This window comes from Mucilaginibacter sp. McL0603, from assembly GCF_049992945.1.
In the GTDB taxonomy this organism is placed as follows: domain Bacteria; phylum Bacteroidota; class Bacteroidia; order Sphingobacteriales; family Sphingobacteriaceae; genus Mucilaginibacter.
This window is the reverse complement of the sequence record NZ_CP188251.1, coordinates 3,488,584-3,512,557: the sequence shown is the minus strand read 5'-3', so window position 1 is coordinate 3,512,557 and position 23,974 is coordinate 3,488,584. Positions and strand designations below refer to the sequence as shown.

At 40.1% G+C, this 23,974-nt stretch carries 28 protein-coding genes and 1 riboswitch; of the genes, 7 read left to right on the top strand and 21 right to left on the bottom strand.

What is annotated here, in order from left to right:
* Window positions 1-2: 2 nt before the first annotated feature.
* Genes kynU through ACPPVU_RS16100 form a run of 4 tightly spaced genes read right to left on the bottom strand, consistent with a single transcriptional unit; the run spans window position 3 to window position 3,029 of the window.
* Window positions 3-1,289 carry a kynureninase gene (kynU, locus tag ACPPVU_RS16115; protein ID WP_426667548.1) on the bottom strand — a complete coding sequence of 429 codons (1,287 nt, stop codon included), beginning with the start codon at window positions 1,287-1,289 and terminating at the stop codon, window positions 3-5.
* A gap of 16 nt (window positions 1,290-1,305) precedes the next feature.
* Window positions 1,306-1,908: a DNA-3-methyladenine glycosylase gene (locus ACPPVU_RS16110; RefSeq protein WP_426667547.1), complete on the bottom strand. Its 603-nt coding sequence runs from the start codon at window positions 1,906-1,908 to the stop codon at window positions 1,306-1,308.
* A complete protein-coding gene (locus ACPPVU_RS16105) occupies window positions 1,905-2,552 on the bottom strand; it encodes a hypothetical protein (RefSeq protein WP_426667546.1) in 648 nt (215 codons plus the stop codon). Before ACPPVU_RS16105 ends, ACPPVU_RS16110 begins: the two co-directional genes overlap by 4 nt.
* Window positions 2,553-3,029, bottom strand: coding sequence for a GAF domain-containing protein (locus ACPPVU_RS16100; protein ID WP_426667545.1), 477 nt, complete (start codon window positions 3,027-3,029; stop codon window positions 2,553-2,555).
* A gap of 72 nt (window positions 3,030-3,101) precedes the next feature.
* On the opposite strand from ACPPVU_RS16100, the gene ACPPVU_RS16095 reads away from it, so the two are divergent.
* Window positions 3,102-3,812, top strand: coding sequence for a DUF3291 domain-containing protein (locus tag ACPPVU_RS16095; protein ID WP_426667544.1), 711 nt, complete (start codon window positions 3,102-3,104; stop codon window positions 3,810-3,812).
* Entirely contained in the window at window positions 3,809-4,057 is a 249-nt protein-coding gene (locus ACPPVU_RS16090; RefSeq protein ID WP_426667543.1) for a hypothetical protein, read from the top strand. The genes ACPPVU_RS16095 and ACPPVU_RS16090 overlap by 4 nt, the downstream gene beginning before the upstream one ends.
* A gap of 260 nt (window positions 4,058-4,317) precedes the next feature.
* Here ACPPVU_RS16090 and ACPPVU_RS16085 read toward each other — a convergent pair whose 3' ends face one another.
* The 5 genes from ACPPVU_RS16085 to ACPPVU_RS16065 form a co-directional block, all read right to left on the bottom strand.
* On the bottom strand, window positions 4,318-5,034 hold the full coding sequence (locus ACPPVU_RS16085) for a diphthine--ammonia ligase (protein WP_426667542.1): 717 nt from the start codon (window positions 5,032-5,034) through the stop codon (window positions 4,318-4,320).
* Between the two features lie 131 nt (window positions 5,035-5,165).
* Window positions 5,166-5,849, bottom strand: coding sequence for an SIR2 family NAD-dependent protein deacylase (locus tag ACPPVU_RS16080; protein WP_426667541.1), 684 nt, complete (start codon window positions 5,847-5,849; stop codon window positions 5,166-5,168).
* Window positions 5,850-5,921: 72 nt separating this feature from the next.
* Window positions 5,922-6,494, bottom strand: coding sequence for a DUF6580 family putative transport protein (locus ACPPVU_RS16075; RefSeq protein ID WP_426667540.1), 573 nt, complete (start codon window positions 6,492-6,494; stop codon window positions 5,922-5,924).
* Window positions 6,495-6,541: 47 nt separating this feature from the next.
* Window positions 6,542-7,609 (bottom strand): DUF5074 domain-containing protein, encoded by a 1,068-nt coding sequence (locus ACPPVU_RS16070; protein ID WP_426667539.1) that lies wholly within the window; start codon window positions 7,607-7,609, stop codon window positions 6,542-6,544.
* A gap of 15 nt (window positions 7,610-7,624) precedes the next feature.
* Complete coding sequence (locus tag ACPPVU_RS16065; protein WP_426667538.1) at window positions 7,625-9,643, bottom strand: TonB-dependent receptor plug domain-containing protein; 2,019 nt, start codon at window positions 9,641-9,643, stop codon at window positions 7,625-7,627.
* 96 nt (window positions 9,644-9,739) lie between these two features.
* Window positions 9,740-9,936, bottom strand: a riboswitch (cobalamin riboswitch).
* 143 nt (window positions 9,937-10,079) lie between these two features.
* On the opposite strand from ACPPVU_RS16065, the gene ACPPVU_RS16060 reads away from it, so the two are divergent.
* Window positions 10,080-11,324, top strand: coding sequence for a serine hydrolase (locus tag ACPPVU_RS16060; RefSeq protein WP_426667537.1), 1,245 nt, complete (start codon window positions 10,080-10,082; stop codon window positions 11,322-11,324).
* A 45-nt stretch (window positions 11,325-11,369) separates the two neighbouring features.
* Window positions 11,370-12,494 carry a chromate efflux transporter gene (gene chrA, locus ACPPVU_RS16055; protein ID WP_426667536.1) on the top strand — a complete coding sequence of 375 codons (1,125 nt, stop codon included), beginning with the start codon at window positions 11,370-11,372 and terminating at the stop codon, window positions 12,492-12,494.
* Here the strand turns inward: chrA and ACPPVU_RS16050 are convergent, their stop codons facing one another.
* Window positions 12,495-12,899: a hypothetical protein gene (locus ACPPVU_RS16050; protein ID WP_426667535.1), complete on the bottom strand. Its 405-nt coding sequence runs from the start codon at window positions 12,897-12,899 to the stop codon at window positions 12,495-12,497.
* Window positions 12,896-13,453, bottom strand: coding sequence for an RNA polymerase sigma factor (locus tag ACPPVU_RS16045; RefSeq protein ID WP_426667534.1), 558 nt, complete (start codon window positions 13,451-13,453; stop codon window positions 12,896-12,898). Before ACPPVU_RS16045 ends, ACPPVU_RS16050 begins: the two co-directional genes overlap by 4 nt.
* Before the next feature lie 116 nt (window positions 13,454-13,569).
* Between ACPPVU_RS16045 and ACPPVU_RS16040 the strand changes: the two genes are divergently transcribed.
* A complete protein-coding gene (locus ACPPVU_RS16040; protein ID WP_426667533.1) occupies window positions 13,570-13,908 on the top strand; it encodes a DUF6249 domain-containing protein in 339 nt (112 codons plus the stop codon).
* 232 nt (window positions 13,909-14,140) lie between these two features.
* Here the strand turns inward: ACPPVU_RS16040 and rplT are convergent, their stop codons facing one another.
* The 5 genes from rplT to ACPPVU_RS16015 all read right to left on the bottom strand — a co-directional run bounded on the left by rplT (window position 14,141) and on the right by ACPPVU_RS16015 (window position 18,294).
* Window positions 14,141-14,485: a 50S ribosomal protein L20 gene (rplT, locus tag ACPPVU_RS16035; protein WP_426667532.1), complete on the bottom strand. Its 345-nt coding sequence runs from the start codon at window positions 14,483-14,485 to the stop codon at window positions 14,141-14,143.
* A gap of 79 nt (window positions 14,486-14,564) precedes the next feature.
* Entirely contained in the window at window positions 14,565-14,765 is a 201-nt protein-coding gene (gene rpmI / locus ACPPVU_RS16030) for a 50S ribosomal protein L35 (protein ID WP_214070640.1), read from the bottom strand.
* A gap of 132 nt (window positions 14,766-14,897) precedes the next feature.
* Window positions 14,898-15,467: a translation initiation factor IF-3 gene (infC, locus tag ACPPVU_RS16025; protein WP_426667531.1), complete on the bottom strand. Its 570-nt coding sequence runs from the start codon at window positions 15,465-15,467 to the stop codon at window positions 14,898-14,900.
* Window position 15,468: 1 nt separating this feature from the next.
* Window positions 15,469-17,394, bottom strand: coding sequence for a threonine--tRNA ligase (gene thrS, locus ACPPVU_RS16020; protein ID WP_426667530.1), 1,926 nt, complete (start codon window positions 17,392-17,394; stop codon window positions 15,469-15,471).
* Between the two features lie 171 nt (window positions 17,395-17,565).
* Window positions 17,566-18,294, bottom strand: a complete 729-nt coding sequence (locus ACPPVU_RS16015; protein ID WP_426667529.1) for a (Fe-S)-binding protein — start codon at window positions 18,292-18,294, stop codon at window positions 17,566-17,568.
* A gap of 98 nt (window positions 18,295-18,392) precedes the next feature.
* Between ACPPVU_RS16015 and ACPPVU_RS16010 the strand changes: the two genes are divergently transcribed.
* Both ACPPVU_RS16010 and ACPPVU_RS16005 read left to right on the top strand, forming a co-directional pair.
* Complete coding sequence (locus ACPPVU_RS16010; RefSeq protein ID WP_426667528.1) at window positions 18,393-18,839, top strand: DUF1569 domain-containing protein; 447 nt, start codon at window positions 18,393-18,395, stop codon at window positions 18,837-18,839.
* Between the two features lie 103 nt (window positions 18,840-18,942).
* A complete protein-coding gene (locus ACPPVU_RS16005; protein ID WP_426667527.1) occupies window positions 18,943-19,365 on the top strand; it encodes a VOC family protein in 423 nt (140 codons plus the stop codon).
* A 57-nt stretch (window positions 19,366-19,422) separates the two neighbouring features.
* Here ACPPVU_RS16005 and ACPPVU_RS16000 read toward each other — a convergent pair whose 3' ends face one another.
* From ACPPVU_RS16000 to ACPPVU_RS15980, 5 genes are all read right to left on the bottom strand, one after another.
* Window positions 19,423-20,754 carry an MFS transporter gene (locus ACPPVU_RS16000; RefSeq protein ID WP_426667526.1) on the bottom strand — a complete coding sequence of 444 codons (1,332 nt, stop codon included), beginning with the start codon at window positions 20,752-20,754 and terminating at the stop codon, window positions 19,423-19,425.
* A gap of 211 nt (window positions 20,755-20,965) precedes the next feature.
* Window positions 20,966-22,270 (bottom strand): MFS transporter, encoded by a 1,305-nt coding sequence (locus tag ACPPVU_RS15995; RefSeq protein ID WP_426667525.1) that lies wholly within the window; start codon window positions 22,268-22,270, stop codon window positions 20,966-20,968.
* A 59-nt stretch (window positions 22,271-22,329) separates the two neighbouring features.
* On the bottom strand, window positions 22,330-22,620 hold the full coding sequence (locus ACPPVU_RS15990) for a type II toxin-antitoxin system RelE/ParE family toxin (protein WP_426667524.1): 291 nt from the start codon (window positions 22,618-22,620) through the stop codon (window positions 22,330-22,332).
* Window positions 22,617-22,826 (bottom strand): DUF2683 family protein, encoded by a 210-nt coding sequence (locus ACPPVU_RS15985; protein ID WP_426667523.1) that lies wholly within the window; start codon window positions 22,824-22,826, stop codon window positions 22,617-22,619. Before ACPPVU_RS15985 ends, ACPPVU_RS15990 begins: the two co-directional genes overlap by 4 nt.
* Before the next feature lie 50 nt (window positions 22,827-22,876).
* On the bottom strand, window positions 22,877-23,794 hold the full coding sequence (locus ACPPVU_RS15980) for a ChbG/HpnK family deacetylase (RefSeq protein WP_426667522.1): 918 nt from the start codon (window positions 23,792-23,794) through the stop codon (window positions 22,877-22,879).
* Window positions 23,795-23,974: the final 180 nt, after the last annotated feature.

The following is a 23,974-nucleotide window of genomic DNA, read 5'->3' as shown; positions in this document are numbered from 1 at the left end:
AACTATTCTGAAATGACCAGATACCTGTCCAGATGCATTATCGCCTCGTATACGTCTTTAAATGAGTTATACAGCGGCACCGGGCTCAGCCTGATTACATCCGGTTCGCGCCAATCGCCTATAACGCCGTTTTCAGACAGGTAATTGAAAATCTTCTTACCATCGCGTTTGCAAATAATGGATAACTGACATCCACGCTCATCTGGATTTTTCGGCGTAATGATCTGGAACAACGCTTCACCATGTTTACGGTTGATTTCGTTTAACAAATATTCCAGATAGCCTGTCAGCAGAATGCTTTTCTGCCTGAGCTTTTCCAATCCACCTGCCTTTTCAAAAACGTCCAGCGCAGCTTTATGCACAGCCATTAACAAAATTGGGCTTGTACTCACCTGCCAGCCCTCTGCTCCTTTTGCAGGATCAAAGCCCGGAGTCATTAAAAAGCGTTTGTCTGGTCTGTAGCCCCACCAGCCGGCAAATCGTTTCAACTGAGGGTTGTTAAAGTGTTTCTCGTGGACAAATATACCGCTGATACCACCCGGCCCGGAGTTCATGTATTTGTAAGAGCACCAGCAAGCAAAATCCGCATCCCAATCATGCAAACTTAAAGGCACATTACCTGTTGCATGGGCAAGGTCAAACCCCACATAAGCTCCGGCCTTATGAGCCGACGCAGTAATAGCCGCCATATCGAAAAGCTGTCCCGTGTAATAATTTATTCCGCCGAACAACACCAGAGCCAGTTCATTAGCATTTTTTTCAATGGCAGAAAGTACATCTTCAGTCCTCAGCGTGAACTCACCCTCTCGTGGAAATAGCTCAATAATGGCATCTTCTGGTTTAAATCCATGATAGACCACCTGGCTTTCCACCGCATACTGATCTGATGGGAAAGCCCCGCCTTCCATTAATATTTTATACCGTTTAGTATTTGGTTGATAGAAACTTACAAGCAATAAGTGAAGATTTACTGTAAGTGAATTCATTACTGTAATTTCCTCAGTTTTGGCCCCTACGAGATTTGCCAATGGCTGTTTTAGCTGGTGATGAAACTGTAACCATGGATCATCCCCCTGAAACCAACCTTCCACTGCCAGATCCTTCCAGCTATTTAATTGTGCCTTAAGATATTTCTCTGCTAATTTAGGTTGAAGCCCTAACGAATTGCCGCATAAATAAATAGCATCCTTACCATTGTGTTGCGGAATCAAAAACTCATTTCGGAAACTGCGCAACTCATCCTGGGCATCAAGCTCTTTAGCAAATTCTAATGTATCCTGGTAAATCATTGATCAATATTAGGAATTATTTATTAGGCTTACTTACGTAAATATTCCCTTTTACATAAAAGCGATATGGCAATAATGCATCTTCACCGGCATAAGCAACCCCTATTCGCGGAACAGCAGCGATCTGGTCATCAGAAAAGCTTAATCCTTTATCCTCTATCCACAGCGCCTCACTTTGAAGGCTGATGCCGTTTAGTTTGCGGTTTATTCCTAATGCTTTTGCAACAGAGCCAGGCCCGGCAGTAATATTGGGTTTTAAGGTCAGCATGTTTCTGCGGGCTAGCATAATGTCTATTCCTGTTGTTGGTTCTATTGCCCTTATCAGGATAGCATGCGGTTGGCCTTCAACCGAAGTAACTATATTTAACATCTCGTGAATACCATAGCACAAATAAATATAAGCGATGCCTCCCTCTTCATACATAATTTGAGTTCGTGGTGTTTTGCGGTTGCCAAACGCATGAGAAGCACGATCAACTACTCCATTATAAGATTCTGTTTCAGTAATATATCCTCCACTTATTAAACCATTAATAGAAGTAAATAAATACTTTCCTAACAGGCTTTTGCCGATCGCGACTACGTCAGAACCGAGATAATAGGATTGCGGAAGTTTCAATTTTCTAATATTTCTTTTAACCAGGTATTGATCTGTTTGGCTTTGTTAAAGATCATAATATGCGTACCGCCTTTTACAACGGTTGCACCTTTGATCCTTTTATATGGGAATATTTTATCCTTATCACCGGTTATGTGATAAACATTTTTTGGTATGGTTTGATTGTCCCAGTGCAAGATAGCGCCCATAGCCCATTTAACAAATTTGGGTGAAGTGCTCTTTAGCATACTGATAAATAACTCCTGGTGATGCTTCGACATCTTACCCATAACCTTTTTAACCATGAAGCCCATTAATGGCAGCCACTTCTCTGGTAAGAGGCGGTATAATGGCAGATATCTGTACCATTTAAAACTCAGTGGCGCTTCCTCCACGGTTTTTATACTGGATATAAGGATTGCTTTATTTAATTCTACCCTTTTTGCTATTTCAATAGTCAGCATGCCGCCTAAAGAATTGCCTATAACAATTGATTGCGGAGTTATTGAATAATGATAGATCAGCTTTTGTGCGTAGGTAGACAGTGTGTCTTTCTTATCAGGCTCGATCCATTTGACATTGATCACTTCATGACCTTTAAGATCGATATGTTCATAGATCCTTTCATCAGCGCCCAAACCGGCTATCAGGAATATCCGGCTCATTTAAAATTGCAACAGTTTTACTATCTGCTCCAGGTATTGTGCATCGATCTCATCAAACTGATCCAGTTCTTCGCTATCAACATCCAATACGCCTATTACCTCGTTGTTATGATAAACCGGGATGACGATCTCAGAACGTGAAAGTGAACTGCATGCAATATGCCCGGGGAAGGCATCCACATCAGGTACGATCAAGGTTTTTCCCTGCTCCCACGCAGTGCCGCAAACACCTTTTCCTTTGGCAATACGGGTACAGGCAACCGGTCCCTGGAACGGGGCCAAAACTAACTCGCCACCTTTTACCATATAGAAGCCAACCCAAAACCACTTAAACTGTTCCTTTAATGCAGCGCATATATTTGCCTGGTTAGCAATCAGATCATGTTCACCATAAAGCAATGCTTCAATTTGAGGAATAAGCGATTGGTACTGCTCCTGCTTATCTGTTGATTTGGTTATTGTTAAATCTTCAGCCATAAAACAAATGTACATAAGCGCCATTTAAATTAAATAACTCAAATCTCATATTTAATCTTTTATTTCGTCCTGATGATCGTCAGTTTAACCATGGTACGCTATCGCAAGTCGTTTATTCCATTCGCCTTATTGGCTATGGCTGTACATCGGTTGCCAATGCTGTTTCAAAAAGGCTGCACTTTCTGGCAGCTATTGGGAAGCGGCAAAAGCGGCACTTTTGATCTTTATCCCGACTGGCAACAATGGGGATTATTAGCTGTTTGGAAGAGTCGTGATGATTTTGATAAATTTTATGATCGATCCTTTATAGCAAAATGGTGGAACGTATTCTGCATTGAAAAATGGACGATCTTATTAGAACCTTTGCAAAGCCACGGAAAATGGGATGGAAAAGAGCCATTCGGAAATCCAAATATTGAGAACTACAACGGACCTATAGCTATTTTAACAAGGGCAACCGTCCGCTTCAATCGCTTAAAGAACTTTTGGGCCAATGTTGACAGAGTTTCTGAGTTGATGAAAAAAGCACCCGGCTATTTGTTTTCTTTAGGAATTGGCGAGCGACCGTTTTATAAACAAGCCACTTTCTCTGTATGGAATAACTTGGATGATGTAAAAGGATTTGCCTATCGCTCAAAAGAACATGCTGAAGTAATAAAAAAGACACGAGCCGAAAACTGGTACAGCGAAGAACTATTCGCACGTTTTAAACCTATTGCCACTTTTGGAACCTTAAATAATATTGATCCCCTAAAGGGACTAATTAATTTTGATGAATTATGAGAATTATTGCAGAACTACCCCACCCGGAATTTAAAATTTCTATCCTCAATATGAACGACAAGTTTATTGTGAAAGCAGAGCAAGGCACCTTGGAGCAAAGTTATAAGATATCCGATATGGATCTGACTGATGGTGTAAACAGTGTATTCGAATTGCTGGATGAAGAGTTTTTAACGAAGATAGCCGCCAGATTTACTGAAATGCGTAAGGATTACAAGGAAGCATATTATAGATACAATTACTAAGTTAACTAATCTACATAAATATATGTATTACAGTTAGTTATATATTCTATTTGAGCATAGCCAAATTTTATTTGGTGTGATAAATGGCGATTGGAATACACCAGGCAAATATGTCTACTTTTAGTAAGTATAATCAAGTTAATTTAATAATTTAACTAAAATAACATAAAGTATTGTTTATAAGTTGTTTATAACTATAAAATACATCAAACAGAATTATATTCTGCCACTAAAATAAGCCAAAATCAAGGCGTTTTCGACTATTTTGGTAACAAATCGCAATACCAAAAGCCCGCAGGTTTTTCGGGAGCAGATGAAAAACAGGTATCGTTTGTATCCTTCGGAGCAGCATATTGTTTGAAAACTTTTTCGCCTGTTTTATAAGCTATCTCGTTTTTAAAAATGGGTCCTTTAAAAGCAAAGGTGTGGAATTCTCCATTCTCTCCGCAAACGTCTATATCGTCGGGTAACGATAAGATCAGTTCTTCTGTGATCTCCTTTCCTGCGATTCTTTCTAATCGCTCCTGTGTGCAGGCGATCACTGTCCCAAATCCAAGATTCAGAAATTCATTAATAAGTTCATTAGTATCTCTTTTCCATAAAGGATAAATACCCGTCATTCCAGCCTCGGCCAAACGAGCATCCCTGTAGTCTTTCAGATCCTGTAAAAATATATCACCGAAAATGGCGTGGGTAATTCCTTCCGATCTAAAATGCTCCATTGTTTTTTGCATGATGGCATCATATTCTGCCATACCCGGCATCTCGGGTAAACGTACCTGGTACAATGGTATCCCGATACTTTCAGCCTGTTCGATCAACAGCTCAACACGCACACCGTGCATAGATATACGGTCGACAGCATCGTTGACAGTAGTTACAAGATATTTAATATCGAGATCCGGGTTTTGTAAGCAATGGTAAAGAGCCAACGCGCTATCCTTGCCGCCGCTCCAGTTGAAGATGCAGTTTGTCATTTTAATTAGTAAATTAGTGAATGAGTGAATGAGTAATTTTTGTCTGTGCCATAATTTGCACTATTAAAGGATTATTGGTGTTTTTCAAAAGCATAGTGATAGACAATTTGTAAATAAAATCAATCACTAATTCACTCATTCAATAATTCATTTGTTAACAATGGCACTCCTAGCGTGGCCTTCTCTTCTATCTTAATAAAATGATCAGAAGGCAAATATGGTATCTTCGGATCAATAATATATTTCGGCACATTGCGAGGTACATAATTGATCAACCCTGCTGCCGGATAAACCGCCAGCGAAGAACCAACAAGAATAAACAGATCAGCCGTAGTACAGATACTTGCCGCCTCGTCAATCATCGGTACGGCTTCGCCAAACCATACCACATGCGCTCTTAGCTGAGAACCTAATTCGCATAGCTCGCCCATTTTTAATTCCCAACCGTTAATGGGGTAAGTAAGGTTTGGGTTTTTGCTGGATTGCGAGCGGGTAATGATACCATGCAAATGAACCACATTTGTTGAGCCACCCCTTTCGTGCAGATCATCTATATTCTGAGTGATGATGGTTACCTTAAATTTTTCTTCAAGTTGGGCCAAAGCACAATGAGCGGAATTAGGTTTTGCTTCCAGAACAGATTTCCGGCGCATATTATAAAAGTCTTGTACAAGCGCCGGGTTCCATTCCCAGGCTTCAGGCGTGGCCACATCCTGGATGTTATATCCCTCCCACAAGCCATCGCTGTCCCTAAAAGTCTTTAAGCCGCTCTCAGCGCTTATTCCGGCACCGGTTAATACCACAATGTGTTTCATAGTATAAATTGATTTAAAACAAAAAAAGCGACCTGCCATTGGCCGATCGCTTCTTCAATATTTTGATTTTATTTAAACTGCAAATTTCTGGCTGGTACGCAAAGTAGTGTATTTGCTCTTGGCAAATTCAAATCCACCGAAAAGGATCGCACAGAAAACTATATCACCAAAAAGCATATTCTTTTCAAATGGTATTGCAGCAACCAGTGATTGCATATAGCCAGAAAATGTATGCGGATATAATGTTCCAACAAAAGGAATATCAGTCAATAACCAATGCAGAACAACAGCAACCAATGATGCTAAAAATACATTCACAAAATTTACTTTCTTAATAAGACTGCCCACAAAAACGATAATTGCGAAGCATATATAGACCATAATAGAACTATTGTCCCATAGTTCCCATTTAGAGGTATACAGATGGTTTAATAACACATCACTCACAAAAAGCGTAAGCAACGGTACCAGGTAGGCTTTCCATTTATCAGTAAAGTATGCCCCACCGAAAAGCGCCATTGCGCCAACAGGTGTAAAATTGCTTAATACATAAGGGTATTTATAACTAACCAGGCGGAATGCGCCTGCAGCGATAATCATTAAAACGAGTACCGCATTGCGCGTATTTACTTTTTGTAGTGTCATGATCTTATTTATGCAGTAAAATTACTGATTATATACTAAACAAAAAATTACTTATTTACAAAAACAATGGCGCCAGGATTAATGTTCGTAACAATGCTATACTCCTTTTTACCTGTTTTGTCAAAGGCATACAATAGTCCGTTTGAATTATAATCTTTAGCATCGGTAACAAAAACCTCACTTGTCAATGGATCTACAGCAATAGCAAACGGTGTAGTGATCGAAGTTCCGTCTGATATAAAATTGGTTGTTGATGAAGTAAAGGTTTTAACATTAAATATTTTAACGGAACCATCTACATCAATGTAATAAGCATTATCTCCGTTAATAGAAAACGGTCCCCCACCAAAATCAACTTTAGAAGTTAATGCATCAGTAGAACTGTTTACAATGCTTAAAGTAGCGTTGCTTACCCCAAAAACACCATAAGCAGTTACAAAAACATCACCATATTTATCAACCGAAACCGCATAAGGATTAGGCCCAACATTTATTTTTTTGGTTTCAGTTAAGCTGGTTAGGTTAATGACAGATAAGGTGCTATCTACATCAGGAAAACTTAAACCACCGCCGTTAGCCACATATAGCTTACCGTTGCTCACAGCCAGTTGTTCCGGGTTGCGGCCAACAGGAATATATTTACTAATTGTAAACGATACGGTATCCATTACAGCTACATTGCCATCATAAAGAGAAACGTAAGCAAATCCATTAGAAAATGCAATATCGCGTGGTTCTCTTGAAGAAAGATCACTGTTTTGGAAAAGGACTTTTTTGATGGATTTTGCTGTTTTGCTATCTACCACCTCTACCGTTCCGGATTTATCTACCACGATATACATTTTTGAACCATATATCTTTAAATCATTAGCCGTATTACCTAATCCTCTGCCATTGGCTGTAGTAAATATATCCGGCGTCAAGGTTTTAGTAGTATAATCATAATAAGTTAATGCGCTGTTAGGGCTACCTAAATTACCCTGATCCAGTATGTAAACTCCTGCTCTTTGTGCCGTCGGGGTATCAGGGGTTACTCTTTTGTCTTTGTGGCACGACGCCAGCGTTATTGCAAGTGCAATTGAGACAAATAGATAGTTAGGTTTAAATGTTTTCATGTTTTTATATATTGATTAAATGGTTATTTGAAATGTGAATCTGTAAGACCGGCCCGGCATTGGGTAGTTACTGATAATAACATAACTTTTATTAAAAATGTTATTTATCTCTGTCGATGCCATTACAGGAAATGAACTGATATGGAATTTATAAACAAGGGATGCATCGCTTACACTATATCCGGGTATGTAGTATTCAGGAGTATTATTACTGTTTTCATATCTTGATGATGAAACTACCTGGTTATAATATATCCCAAATTGATTATGAGAGAGACCGGCATTTAGAGCCAGGGTGTTTTTGGGTGTATAAGGAATCTGTTCCAGGTAATACAGGTCGGTTGGGTCAGTAACATCCAATGCTTGCTGGAAAGTATAATTGGCTGCGAAAGTGGCTTTCCAGCCGTAAAAAGGATTAAATTGAGTTTTAAAAACAGCATCCAGGCCCTTAATCTCAACTTTCCCCAGATTTACAACCGAAGGTGTTTCGGGTGAACGGGTTGGAATGTAAGTTATTTTATCTTTGACATTATTATAATAGGCATCAACACTAAGCGTGATGTAGTCCATAAAACCACTCATATTCCTGGTATATACTGCTCCTAAATTATATTGATCTGCCTGTTCGGGTTTGAGTGGCCTTGGCTGAATTGCATAATAATACTGCTCTGAAAAAGTCGGATTGCGGAAGGTGCTTTTATAATAGGCCCTCAGTTGAATGTCTTGATTACCAAATGGTAAAAAAGTAGCAATTAAGGCTGGCGTATAGGCTGATTTGGAAGCGGCAGCAGTGCCCGTTCTAACCTGGTCCGTTATATACGTATTTAATAAATTTCCTTGTAAGCGCCAGTTACCCAAATACAAATCAGTGGCAAGCACATTAAACAGGCTTAACCTTGTCGGGAAATCGTATTTATATACATCTGATTGTAGTCCACTAATGTCCAGATCTGATGAATAAGAAATTTTCCATGCCGGAAGAATGTTATAGGCAATTGCAGCTGATTGGTAAAACTCGCGTTGCGAGTAATGTTCATCCGTGATACCTGTGGTATTGTAAACCCCTGTTTCAATAAAGTGAACAAAGCTTTGTGATACTTTAGTGTTAATTAGCACTTGTAAACTATTGTGAGCAATGTGCTGATATCCGGATTGTATAAAATAATCTGTATTATATAATCGCTGATTAGTCGGTGCTGCATAAAAAACAACAGGGCCGGGAAGCCCTCTATCCGAATTATAGTAGTTAAATTGGAGATTAAACTTATTACTGTCTGATTTTATCCAATATAATTCACCATCTGCCTGTTGCGCATGGATATCTCCATTTTGCCGGGTGGCAAGAGTATCAGATCCATCATTATTTTGTTTGTATTTATAGCGACCGTTCGCACCTTCAACAGAACCATTTACCACAAACGACCAATAATTATTGATGCGCTGCTGCCATTGTAAATAAGGATTGATCAACCCGAAAGAACCACCCTTTACTCCAAGCAATATTCTATAAGGATCTGCAGCCCTTAATTGCGGTAAGACTGTTTTAATAGAAAGTATACTCGCCCATGCATAGGCACGTGCTGTTTGGCAGATATCCGATGGTTGCGCATTGTACAATGTGATTTGCTGAATATTATTCAGGTTGAATTTGCTTAGGTCTATTTGCCCGTTCTGTGCATCATTCAATTGCACACCATTATATAACACTGCTGTATTATCTGCCCCTAAACTGCGCACAGAAACTGTTTTTAATCCCCCTATGCCTCCATAATCTATTATGTTAACTCCCGCAAAATCCCTGATGGCATCAGCGACGTTAAATGCGCTGTATTTGTTAAAATCGTTAGCAGTTATTTGTTGTGCAGGGGCAATTGAATTTATTTTAGGTGCAGTAACAGATGAAACATTAACCTCTTTTAGCTTTTTAGCGGTATCGGTTTGAGCAAATGATACAGATGGGAAAACAAGCGAAAAGCACAGTAGTCCGACCGATAACAGCGGAATAATTTTCAAAATATTTACTTTTCCTTGCATGTTTGTGAGCTAACATCACAGCATACGGAAAGAAAGTTTGGAATGGAAACAATGATGGACGAGTTTCACATTCAAGCTTCAATCCCCGAAAGCTATGAATAATTCTATGCTCTGGCAGGTCTTCTGACTTACTCCCCTTTTGCCCTGCCTTCCCGTTCTGAATAATCAGGACAGTGGCCATGAATGGGCAATGGTTATGGAGCTTACAGCTGCGGGACAGTTCAGGATTATACACCTGATTCCCTTTTAATCTCCCGATATTATCGGAAAAACCTAAAGCGTTGCAAATGTAGCTTATGGTTTCGTTATTTTCAAATGTTAGTTGATTGAGTTGACTAAGTTGGATTTGGTTGATTAAGTTTTAAAATCAGCCTGACTAAACCATTCAACTTAATCAACCACTTAACTCAATCAACTATTCTCTATATTTATCAGCATGAAGCTATTTTTTACTAACCTTTTACTCATTTTAAGTTTATCTGCCATGGCCCAACAGCCTGATACTGTTTTCCTGAAAAACATGATTGACTCACATCCTGAATTATTTGAACATATATTGCATCATCCCACTCACAACGAGGTGCAAATATTATACACCCAAATTGACAGGGATGAAAACAATGTTCCACATTTCAAATCATATAGCTATCGACTTAATGCTAACCACTACTTCTACCCTGCCAGCACTGTAAAATTGCCTACGGCTATATTCGGCCTTGAAAAACTGAATGAGTTAAATATTAAAGGATTTGACACCAAGTCCACAATGATTACTGACAGTGCTTTTGCCGGGCAGACGAAAGTGACCAAAGACTCAACCTCAAAAAGCGGTTTGCCCAGTATAGACAACTATATCAAAAAGATACTCCTTGTAAGCGATAATGATGCTTATAACCGCCTTTATGAATTTGTAGGGCGGGAAGAGATCAATAATAAGCTAAAGAAATATGGCCTGAACGGTACCCGTATTATCGCCCGTTTGGCTATTGGTGATAAGGGCGAAAGCACTCGTCATACCAACCCGGTAAATTTTTATAATGGGGAAAAACTGGTTTATAGCAAGCCTGCGCTGTATGATTCCAGGGATTATCCTATGCACCTGGAGAATATGTTGCAAGGCAAAGGTTATTTGGATAAGAACGATAAGTTAGTAATGGAACCCTTTGACTTTTCACAAAATAACATTTACCCGCTTGTTGATCAGCAATCGATTTTGAGAGGACTATTGTTCCCTGAAGTTTATCCGGAGAATGATCGATTTAATCTGACAGATGATCAATATAAATTCATCTATAAGTACATGAGCATGTGGCCTACGGAAAGTAAGCATCCAACTTACAGTCCGCCGGAATATTTTCCTGCCTACTGCAAGTGGTTGTTTTATGGTGGGGATAGTTTGGCGGTGATTAACCCCAATATCAGGATATTTAATAAGATAGGCGATTCGTACGGGTATGATATTGACAATGCTTATATCGTCGACTTTAAAAACAAGGTCGAGTTTATTATTTCTGCAGTGGTGCAATCTAATGAAGATGGTATTTACAACGATAATAAATACGAATACAAAACTGTTTGTCTGCCTTTTATGAAGAATTTGGGGCAGGTGATTTATAAATACGAATTACAACGGGAAAGAAAATATAAACCTGATCTGAAAAAGTTTAAGTTTAGTTATTGATGCCCGATTTTAAGTATAATCCTTTCTAAATGGGAACTCTTACTGATGAGCGAAAAGTCAAAATTAGCAGAAGTAGCTAGAGTGTTTTTAAAGCTGGGGTTTATCGGTTTCGGAGGCCCGGCCGTGCACATCGCTATAATGGAAGAGGAAATAGTGAGGAAACGGCAATGGCTATCACATGAGCACTTCCTCGATCTTATCGGTGCCACTAATCTAATACCCGGCCCAAATTCTACTGAAATGGCATTACATTGCGGACACGAAAGAGCCGGATGGAAAGGGTTACTGGTTGCCGGTGCATGTTTTATTTTGCCAGCAGTAATTATCACCGGCTTGCTTGCCTGGGCGTATCAACGATATGGCACTCTCCCTCAGGTAGCGCCTTTTATCTATGGTATCAAGCCGGCCATCATCGGAGTTGTCATATCGCTGATGATCACATTAGGTAAAAAGGCATTAAAGAATATTGAGTTAGGGCTTATTGGTGTTATATGTGTAATATTGGCACTATATGGAGTAAATGAAATCTATATATTGTTCGGTGCCGGTTTTCTTGGTATCTTGATTTATTTAGCCAAAAACAAAGCCGCATCGATTAATTTCATATTGCCACTTTCACTTTTGCTTTCAGAAGATATAAAGATTTCTCCCTCTCAATCTAAAATATTCTGGATATTCTTAAAAGTAGGCTCCATTTTATATGGAAGCGGTTACGTGCTTTTTGCTTTTCTAAATACCGAATTAGTGAAACCCGGTATGATTACGCACCAGGTACTGATAGATGCTATAGCAGTTGGTCAGTTTACGCCCGGCCCGGTATTTTCATCCGCTACTTTTATTGGCTGGCAGATGGATGGAATAAAAGGAGCTGTTGCAGCCACAGCAGGGATTTTCCTGCCTTCGTTTGTGTTTGTTGCTTTTCTTAATCCACTTGTGCGAAAGCTAAGAAGCTCAAAAGCGATGTCAGCATTTTTAGATACAGTTAATGTGGCTTCGATAGCTTTAATATTGGCTGTATGCGTTGATATGGGGAGATCGGCTATTACAGACTGGAAAACTATATTGATCGCAACTGCCGGACTGTTAGTTTCATTGGTCTTTAAAAAACTAAATAGCGCTATTGTAGTCTTGGGAGGATCGCTATTGGGATATTTTTTATGGCTTGTGTGATTATTTGATGCTGAAGATCCTTCTTTTTACCAGTTTTTGGTCAAAATACTGAATAGCAATAAAGACAACCGGGAATAACAAAAGCACCCATTTATATTTTAGCAATGCAGAAGTTGCACCAGGGTTGAAAATAGCTAATGCACTACATACAGTTGCAAGGGCGACAATAAATAAGATTAGCGCTATAAGGTTATATTTCAATTCACTTCCGGGCTTTTGTTCAGCCTGGATATGACGTATTACTTTACTGGCAAAGTTGTAAGGCAAACCGTTCCCCGGTTCGCTTTTTAATGCTTCAAACAAAGCCTGGTAAGCTTTCTCATCGTTGTTTAACGATTTCCCCGGCAGTATTTGGTTACCACTCTCAAATAGTCGCTGCAGTTCGTCATCATTCATTTCCATCATGGCTGTTCGTTTTTTAAATATACCTCTAATTTTTTCTTTAGCAATTTTCGCGCCCTGAAAAGATAGTTCTTCACTGTCCCTTCGGGCATTCCCGTAATTTCTTCTATCTCGGGACCCGAAAATTCGTCCAGATGGTATAAAGTTAGCACTGTTCTGTATTTTTCGGGCAATTGTAATATCAATCGCTCAACATAACTGGCTGTATCCTTTTTAGTCAGTAAATATTCGGGGGTATCAGTTGTAAAATGATAGCTCTCCAGGTCTTCAGGGTATTCCGATGGCTTTTCCCGGTAGTATTTCCTCGAATAATTAATGGCGGTCAGGTAGGTTATCCGCGCTATCCATGTCGATAGTTTGGATTGAAAATTAAAACGCGCAAGGCTTTTATGCACTTTGATAAAAACTTCCTGACAAATGTCTTCAGCGGCTTGTTGCTCTTTTACAAGGCGGTGGATAACATGGAAAACAAGCTTTTCATACTGCTTTACCAGCAGTTCAAAGGCGCGCATATCGCCATTGAGTATCCTGGTAACCACCACCTTTTCATTAAACATATATGATATTAGTCAACGCCCATCGCATAAAGGTTGCAAAAAATACTAAAAAAAAATCTGCAACCTTTACGATTATGCTGCTGACTACTGTATGAATTTTAACCAATTTTAAAAAAATGGATCAGCACATAGCATTCTTCGCAGCAGTCGTCATATTTGTAATTGTTATTGCAGTTGTTATCATCGCATGGTACAATTATCGCCTCAAAAAACGCATTATTGATTCGGGACCAATAGATAATGATGCGATTAATTTCCTGAAAAAGCTAACAGACTCCGGAGCCGAACAACTCAAATGGGGTTGCGTATTGTTTATGACCGGTTTAGGCCTGGTAGTTACCCACTACCTGTCTTATAATGACGATTCAGTCTTGCCCTATGGTATTGAGATTATGTTCATAGCAGCAGGTTTTCTTATTTACTACTTTTTTATCACGTTAAAGCAAAAGCAATAACCTGCTTTGTTAACTAACATTTCAAGAGAATACGCCACAAATGCGGTTATAACAGGATAGCCGATTGAGAGTTGATCAGTTTTTGAAGACAGTTAACATTGATAACAGCCTTTTTTCCTGTTCTATAGCAAGGGAAAAACGACCTTGAGCAGGGTTCTGTTTATAATCAAATATAACAAAAACAAAAAGACCCGCATAAATGCAGGTCTTTTCCAATATTTGATAGGGATCTTTATTTTACAGCGTCAATAACTGCTTTAAAAGCATCCGGGTGATTCATCGCCAGATCAGCTAAAACCTTGCGGTTTAAACCAATGTTTTTAGCGGTTAACTTACCAATTAATTGTGAGTAAGAAATTCCGTGCTGGCGGGCACCTGCGTTGATCCTCTGGATCCATAAAGCCCTGAATTCTCTTTTTTTGGTCTTACGGTCACGATAAGCGTACTGTAAACCTTTTTCAACTGTGTTTTTTGCAACTGTGTAAACCTTGCTGCGTGAACCATAATAACCTTTTGCAAGGTCCATGATTCTTTTCCGGCGTCTTCTCGACGCTACTGCGTTAACTGAACGTGGCATCTTTTTGTCTTTTTGGTAGTGAGTGTCAGCTGGTTAGCTGATCTTGTAAACTCTAATACCTGGTTTTAAAATTTGTTAATTACTTTCCGATACAAAGCATACGTTTTACGTTACCCATATCCGCATCAGATACTAAACTGGTGTGGGTAAGGTTACGCTTACGTTTTGTTGACATCTTGGTTAAGATGTGGCTTTTGTATGCGTTCTTTCTTGCGATTTTACCTGTTCCAGTAAGCTTGAAGCGCTTTTTAGCACTGGAATTGGTTTTCATTTTTGGCATAACTCTACTTGTTTGTTTTTAGATATTTACGTTTCTCAACGTTTTATTTTTATTTCGGAATTCGAATGTTCGATTTCGGATTTATTTCTTTATTAATTCATTTGCACATCTGCATATTCGCATATCTGCACATTATTTCTTCACTCCTTTTGAGGCTACGGTCAAAAACATCCGTTTACCTTCCAACTTTGGCAACTGCTCTACTTTTCCTACCTCTTCTAATGCCTGTGCAAAACGTAATAAAAGTATTTCGCCCTGCTCTTTGTAAACTATCGCACGACCTTTAAAATGCACATAAGCCCTCACCTTTTCGCCTGCTTCCAGGAATTTGATAGCATGCTTTAATTTGAATTCAAAGTCATGGTCATCAGTATTCGGTCCGAAGCGGATCTCCTTGATAACTGTTTGCTTGGCGTTATTTTTTATCTCCTTCAGCTTTTTCTTCTGCTCGTAGATAAACTTGTTATAGTCAACTACTTTACAAACAGGCGGAACAGCATTCGGAGATATTTCAACAAGGTCCAATTCCTGCTCCTGCGCTATGGCAAGGGCATCTTTCAAAGAATATACACCTTGCTCCACGTTATCACCAACAAGGCGAACTTCCTGAGCTCTGATAAATTGATTAATGTTATGTTCGGCTTCCTTTTTCTTAAAGGGAGGCCTTGGTCCTCTGTTAAAATTGGGTTTGTTTAATGCCAAGTTATACTGTTATTTCTTTTATTATTTGTTGTTTAAATTCTTCAATCGTCATGCTGCCTAAATCTCCCTGACCATGTTTACGAACCGAAACCAAACCTTCGTTTGCTTCTTTTTCGCCTACAATCAGCATATAAGGGATTTTCTTGATTTCAGCATCGCGTATCTTCCGCCCTATCTTCTCATCCCTGAAATCAATCAGCCCGCAAATATCGGAATCTTTTAATATATCAGAAAGTTTTTTTGCATATTCTTCATATTTTTCAGATATCGGCAAAATAGTAAATTGTTCAGGTGATAACCATAAGGGGAAATTACCGGCGCAATGCTCTATCAAAACCGCCACGAAGCGCTCTAAAGAGCCAAATGGAGCCCTGTGGATCATTACCGGGCGGTGTTTCTGATTGTCACTTCCGGTATATTCCAGTTCAAAACGCTCAGGTAAATTATAGTCAACCTGTATAGTTCCAAGCTGCCATTTTCTTCCTAACGCATCTTTTACCATAAAATCAAGCTTCGGTCCATAGAAAGCGGCCTCGCCTAATTCTACTACAGTGCGTAAACCTTTCTCATTAGCGGCTTCAATAATAGCTTGTTCAGCCAATGCCCAGTTTTCATCTGTACCGATGTATTTTGCCTTGTTTTCAGGGTCTCTTAGTGATATCTGTGCAGTATAATCTTCAAAGCCTAAAGCGCCGAAAACATACAATACCAGGTCAATCACTTTCTTAAACTCATCCTTCACCTGGTCAGGCCTGCAGAATAAGTGCGCATCATCCTGTGTAAAGCCACGTACACGGGTTAGACCGTGCAATTCACCACTTTGCTCATAACGATAAACAGTACCAAACTCAGCGTAACGTACCGGAAGATCTTTATATGAGCGTGGTTTAGTCTTATATATTTCGCAATGGTGCGGGCAGTTCATCGGTTTTAAGAAAAACTCTTCTCCCTCCTGCGGTGTTTGTATCGGCTGGAAACTATCCTTGCCATATTTTTCATAATGGCCGGATGTTACATACAGGTTTTTATGCCCGATATGCGGGGTGATCACCTGCTCATAGCCGGCTTTAACCTGTGCTTTTTGCAAAAAGTTGGTTAAACGCTCGCGCAGTGCTGCGCCCTTAGGTAACCATAATGGTAAACCCATGCCCACTTTTTCAGAAAAAGCAAATAGCTCCAGTTCCTTACCTAATTTACGGTGGTCGCGTTTTTTGGCTTCCTCAATAAGGTGCAGGTAATCGGTTAATTCACTTTGTTTAGGGAAAGTAACCGCGTAAATACGTGTCAGTTGTTTGCGGGTTTCGTCACCACGCCAGTAAGCTCCGGCAACGTTCATCAGCTTAACGGCTTTTACAAAACCTGTGTTGGGTATATGTGGCCCGCGACAAAGGTCTGTAAAGTTACCTTGTGTATAGAAAGTTATTGAGCCATCAGGCAGGTCCTTTATCAGATCCAGCTTGTACTCATCGCCTTTTTTTGTAAAATATTCAATAGCATCAGCTTTTGAAACCGGCTTGCGGATATATTCCTCCTTAGTTTTAGCCAGTTCAATCATTTTATCTTCGATCTGCTTAAAATCGTCCGAAGAAAACTCGCGGTCGCCAAAATCTACATCATAATAAAAACCTGTTTCGATAGCAGGCCCAATACCAAATTTGGTACCCGGATACAAAGCTTCCAATGCCTCGGCCATTAAGTGGGCTGATGAATGCCAGAAAGTAGCCTTGCCCTGTAAATCGTTCCAGGTCAATAGTTTTACTTTCGCGTCGTGCTCAATGGGGCGACTTGCATCCCATACCTGGCCATCAACTTCGGCTGCTAATACGTTTCGTGCTAATCCTTCGGAGATCGACATCGCGATCTGCATGGACGTAGTTCCCTTGTCATACTGACGAGCGGAACCGTCAGGGAGTGTAATGTTAATCATCTACAACTATGATTTAATGTTCAATAAATAGTACTTAATACCGATCACAAACCAAGTGACCTTATACTTTGAGGTGCGAATTTAACAAATTTTGTTTAATTACACAGATTTTGATATGATTACACCGACAAGAAAAAATCCGAAATCGACATTCCGAAATCCGAAATCAAATCACACATTCCCCCACCCATGCGCCAGCACATCGGCGATATGCATAGTTTTTATATGCAGATTATTTTTATCGATATAGCTCTGCAGGTGCAGCAGGCACGAGGCATCTGTTGATATGATATATTCCGCTTCGGCAGCAAGGGCGTTGTCTACTTTTTGCTGAGCCATGGCAGTAGATATCGCGTCAAACTTTACAGCAAATGTTCCGCCGAAGCCACAGCAGGTCTCATTATCTTTCAGGTCGACCAATTCCAACCCCAATACTTTGGATAATAACTGGTGTGGTTCTCTCTTTATTTTGCATTCGCGCAGGGCGCTGCAGCTGTCGTGGTATACGGCACGGCCTTCCAACTCGGCACCGAAGTAATCGAATTGAAGGATGTTTACCAAAAAATCCGACAGCTCATAAATATTGCCCTGTACTGCCCGGCATTTGTTATGCAAGCGAGTATTGGTAAAAAGATCATTGTAATAGTTTTTTACCATGCCCGTACAAGAGGCCGAAGGCGTAACGATAATGCTTTCGTCCGAAAAGCCATTCAGGAATTTTGTGCCTACTTCTTTGGCGTCATCCCAGAAACCTGCATTAAAGGCAGGCTGACCGCAACAGGTTTGCTGCGGGTCATAGCTTACCGTGCAACCTGCTTTCTCCAACACCTTCACTGTGTTCCAGGCGGTTTCGGGGAAAAGCTGATCTATAAAACAAGGCACGAATAGTTCCGTCTTCATAGCCCGCTAATTTGAGAAAAAGTTTGGAGTAATGCGGAATAAGTTAAGCAAGCATTCGAAATTTTTAAGAACTTAGACTGATAAACCGCGTACCCGCCATGAAAACCATATTTGATAAACCTACCCGTGATGAACTGATTGCCAGGATGAATACGCTTAACGAGCACAGTACACCCGAATGGGGCAAGATGACCGCTTACCAGATGGTGAAACACTGCACACAATGGGAACAAATGATAGCAGGCGAGATACCATGCAAGCGATCATTTATTGGCCGCATATTTGGTAAAATGGCTTTGAAGGATTTTATGAAGGCCGATAAACCCATAATGCGTAATGCCCCTACAGCCCCTGAGCTTAAAGTAACAGAAACCAATGGCGACATAGCAGCCCAGAAAGTCAAATGGATAGCCTTGTTTGAGAAAAATGCACAATCATCAACCCGTTATTTTGTACACCCCTTTTTTGGCAAGATGACCAGGGAGCAGATTGGATGTTTAGCTTATAGGCATATTGACCACCATTTAAGGCAGTTCAATAGTTAGGTTGTGTAAATGCACAGTTGTTTGTGGGCGTCTGTTCTCCCCTCGCCAGGACGTCGTGCTGTATAAAATTCCACTGTATTTATATTTTATCAGATCGCATATTATGGAAAATAAAAGCCTCGTAGCCATTAATAAATTACAGCACATAGGTATCCCGGTAACCGATTTGTCAGTTTCCGAAGCTTTTTACAACCGTCTCAGTTTTGAAAACGTGATGCGGTCGGATTTTAGTTTTGATGGCGATACAGGCATCTGTATGATGATGCAACATAAGGACATTATTATTGAATTGTACCAGATGCCCCAAAAGCAATTGCAGGAGATAAAAGCCCGTAAAGATGGCCACGTAGATCATATTGCCTTTGATGTAGATGATATCGACGCCACCTTTAACGCGCTGAAACAGGCATCCTTTACCATATTGGAAGAAACACCTGTTTACCTGCCCTTCTGGAAAAACGGCTGCAAATATTTCAATATCCTTGGCCCCGATGGAGAAAGGCTGGAGTTTAACCAGATATTATAAAGATTAAACCATGTAGGTTCTTTTTCAGACTTCCGACCTCAGACTTCCGATTTCTTCTTACACTTTCACCGCTACAGCTGCCAATTGCACACTCTTCTCTTCAGCAAAATGCAGTACCAGCAGCAACAGCAGGCCTACCACAAAAAAACCATCCAGTACCAATGCCGAATCGCGCATTTCGCCGGTCCAGCCCTCTACTGATGCAAATGTGAACAGCCCTACTACGATGGCCAGTTTTTCGGTTACATCATAAAAGCTGAAATACGAAGCGGTATCCGGGATATTTGGCGGCAGTAATTTAGAATAAGTAGAACGCGAAAGGGATTGTACCCCTCCCATTACTAGCCCCACCACCACAGCAGCAAAATAGAACTGCACTGCATTGGCCACGAAATAAACGCACATACATATCACGGTCCAGATGATCACCAACACCACCAGCGTACGGGTATTGCCATATCTGGCAGATGATTTTGAAGTAAGCCAGGCACCAATAACAGCCAGCACTTGTATGATCAGGATAATGGTGATCAGGTTATCTTCGGGCATGTTTAATTCTTTAGCAGCAAAATTGGCGGCTACCAGCATAATGGTTTGCACACCTACCGAATAGAAGAAGAAAGCAGGTAAAAAACGTTTCACCAAAGGCATGGTTCGCACGTTGCGGAACACTTTGGCCAGTTCCTTAAAACCACCTGTCAGTACATTAAACTTGTGCGATCCGGCATTGGGCTCCCCTTTTGGCAACAGCCTGAAAGGGATAATAGAAAAGCCTATCCACCAAACAAAAACAATAATGAACGATACACGGGCTGGCAGGTCATCATCTTTCATGCCGAATAACTGCGGGGCTAATACTACCACAAAACAAACCACCTGTACCACAATACTACCTACATAGCCGTAAATAAACCCTTTTGCGCTCACGCTATCCTGTTGGTCCAACGTGGCTATTTGTGGCAGGTAGGAATTATAAAACACAAAGCCACCACAATAACCTATACAGGCCAGGCCAAAACAGATCATGCCAAATTCTATCGGTCCGCCTGGTTTTAGAAAAAACAAGCCTGCACATGACAAGCTTCCCAACCAGGTAAATGCCTGCAGGTAACGTTTTTTATTGCCACGATAATCAGCCAGTGAAGTAAGGATTGGTAAAATGGCTACTACAATAAGATATGAAAACGATAAAATATAGTTTGATAGCACTGTGTTGATAAAAGTATGTCCCAAAAAACTGACTTTATCATAGTGCGTTTTGGCATTATAAGTGAGAAATACATAATAGGCCGGAAATATAGTAGTGGTAATTACCATGTTATAGGCCTGGTTAGCCCAATCGAACATGCACCATGCCCAGATCGTTTTTTTGTGATTTTTAGGTTTCATCGGTGGCTAAAAGTATAAAAATTTTATGGAGTTTAATGTCGTTTCCCATTAAGTAACTCCAGAACGGACGAATACCCTCAAAATCACAGATTTATCGGATTAAATGATTCCACTGATCTTTTTACTCATTAATTTGCGAAATCTGGCAGTAAGTTTTAATCAGTGATTCAGACAATAAATAACGGCGAAAACTGATCTACTTATTAACTTCCTACTTCATCCGCCCTACTTTCTTCTGATAAGACAACAGCGACAGTAACAATATTAGCCCTGCAATAAAGTAGATACATAAAGCTAATGCCGAGTTGCGCATGTTTCCGGTCAATTCTTCTACCAGGCCAAAGCTGAACATACCTCCTACTATGGCCAATTTTTCTGTCACATCATAAAAGCTGAAGAACGATGCCGAATCGGGTATGTCCTGGGGTATAAATTTGGAGTAAGTTGACCTGGAAAGCGATTGGATACCTCCCATCATTAAGCCGACTACGGCCGCCAAAGCATAAAACTGGTATTCGTTCATCACGAAATAAGCGGCAATACAGGCCAATATCCATATTGCTACTACGCCAGCCAAAACCTTTACGTTACCGTGTTTTTCCGAAAGGCTTGACATTAGTTTTGCTCCGGCAATGGCTACTAATTGTATGATGAGTATAACGGCTATAAGCTTTTCCTGTGGCAGGTTAAGTACTTTGGCCCCAAAGCTGGCTGCAACCAGCATAATGGTTTGCACTCCCATTGAATAGCAGAAAAATGCCGGCAAATAACGCTTCAGTACCGGCATGTTTTTTACTTGCCGCCATACATTGCCCAGTTCAATAAAGCCACCTTTAATAATGTTTTTATGATGACTTTGGGCGTTGGGGCTGCCCTTTGGCAGTATAGTAAACGGAATGTATGCAAAAGCGATCCACCATACCCCTACCAGCAAAAATGATAACTGCGATGCACTGGCTTTAGTCAGACCAAATGTTGCGGGGGCCAAAACAAATACAAAGCAAATAACTTGCAGTATCACACTGCCAATGTATCCATATGTAAATCCCTTGGCACTCACATTATCCTGCATGTCCAGGGTAGCAATTTCGGGCAGATAAGAATTGTAGAATACAAATCCCCCGCTGTACCCTATTGCTGCAAGTCCGAAAAATATCATGCTGGATTGCAGGGTGTTCGGATTGAAAAAGTAGAGCATTCCGCAGGATATGGCTCCCAGCCAGGTAAAAAACTGCATGAATATCTTCTTGTTACCACGATAGTCGGCTATAGAGGTAAGCATAGGTAATAATATAGCAATAACAAGATACGATGCCGCAAGCGTGTAATCAGAAAGAGCGGTATTAACAAAACTATGCCCAAAAAAAGTGACATGGTTGCCATTCTGGGCATTACTGGTTATGGCCACGTAGTACGCCGGGAAAATTGTTGAGGTAATAACCAGGTTATAGGCTGAGTTGGCCCAATCAAAAAAGGCCCACGCACGTATGGTGCGCTTATTATTTTTAACTTCCATTTGTAGCTAAAAGTATAGAAATTTTTGAGGATGGAAAATATGTGTTGAAGAAGAATCTTTTAAATCACTAATGGGTCCTGGCGATTATCCCAAAAGCAAACAATTAGGATAGCTTCATCATAAACTTTGTAAAACATGGAGCAATTTTTATGAAGAAGACATTTTCTTATCCCCGTATTTTCTTCGGTTACCGGATAGATGTAGGGTGTTGTTGTAATAGTATCAAGGCATTTTAAAACTTTGATCTCAAACTTAACGACAAAGCGATCACCCCATCTTTGTCGGAGTTGAGTTACTACAGCATCATAAGTTTCTTCGGCTTCTGGAGTGAACTTTATTTCAAAGCTCATTTTTTATAAAGATGCTTTTCTTTAAACTCCTGTAGAGAAATGGCTTGGCCATCTTCATACTGCTTGATACTTTTCTCAATACTTTTTGAAACATGAGAAGGTAACACATTAGACTGTGGCTCAAACTGAACATTTAAAGCTCTAAGAACAGCTTTAATTGTTTTTAATTGCTCTGCACTTTCAGGATGTATCAGGATAGATTCCATGTAAACAAAAATACAAAATGAAAATGAATAATTTAAAATAACAATAATACCTACTCCACCTTTGTTGCCTTCAACACACTAAGGTCTTTGCCTTTGAGTAATTGCGCATAGTTGGTCAGCTCGAATTTTTTACCATTCAGGCTGGTGAAATCAGGCGACAAGATCATATTTAACTCGGTTTGCCGATGCTGGCTTACTATAGAATTGCCATTGGCATCACTCATCAACCTACTGTTTTCATCTATCATGGCATCCATTTCAGGACTTGGCGTGGCGGCATGGATCACCATCAGATTAGGTCGGTCTGGATTCAGATGATGTTCAACATAATCCATAAAGGCTGATTTTTTGGTCGCAATTGGTTCGCCCCACATTTCCTTATAAGTTTCACCGTAATAAGTTACGTTGCTTAGGGTTGATATGGCAAGGTGATATTTACGGGCCAGTTTCTCGGTAAGTGCACGTAATTCAGGTGTGGATAAGGCTACACCCATATGCGGGTCTACGTAAGTGATCTTTATGCCCGAGTGTAAAGCCCTTTCAATTTGTGCTGATAGTTCTTTTTCTACTTCATCCAGTTTATAATGCCCATGTTCAAAGGCGCGATCCGAGGAGTGAAAATAGCCCAACGAATCAACCAGGCTTGGCACTGCCGAAGGCCCTAGTACCGGTCCCCAGCGATAATATTTCCATTCGGCAGTCAGGGTAAGATGAATACCAACACAGACGTTCGGGTAATTTTTCAAAATCGCAACAGCCTCCTGATACCACGGACATGCAAATTGAATAGACACCGAAACTGGCATACCTGTTTCCGCTACGGCTTTAGCAGCCATGTTAACGGAATGATTCATACCTATATCATCCAGCCGTATCAATAACTCAGGCAGCTTAGTACCTTGTGCAGATGCACTATTAATGGTAACTACTAAGAGGATAAATAAACCGAATTTGAAAGCTTTTTTCATAGGATTAAAATTGAACCGGCAAGCAATTTACTATTCTGATTTTATATCGCCAACTAAGAACATAACTGTTACAATTGCTTTAATTTATCAACTTATTAACAAATTAACATTTAGTTAACAATTTTGACAATTGAACTTAATTTTTAATGCATTTATGTTAATAAATGTCAATTTCAGCTT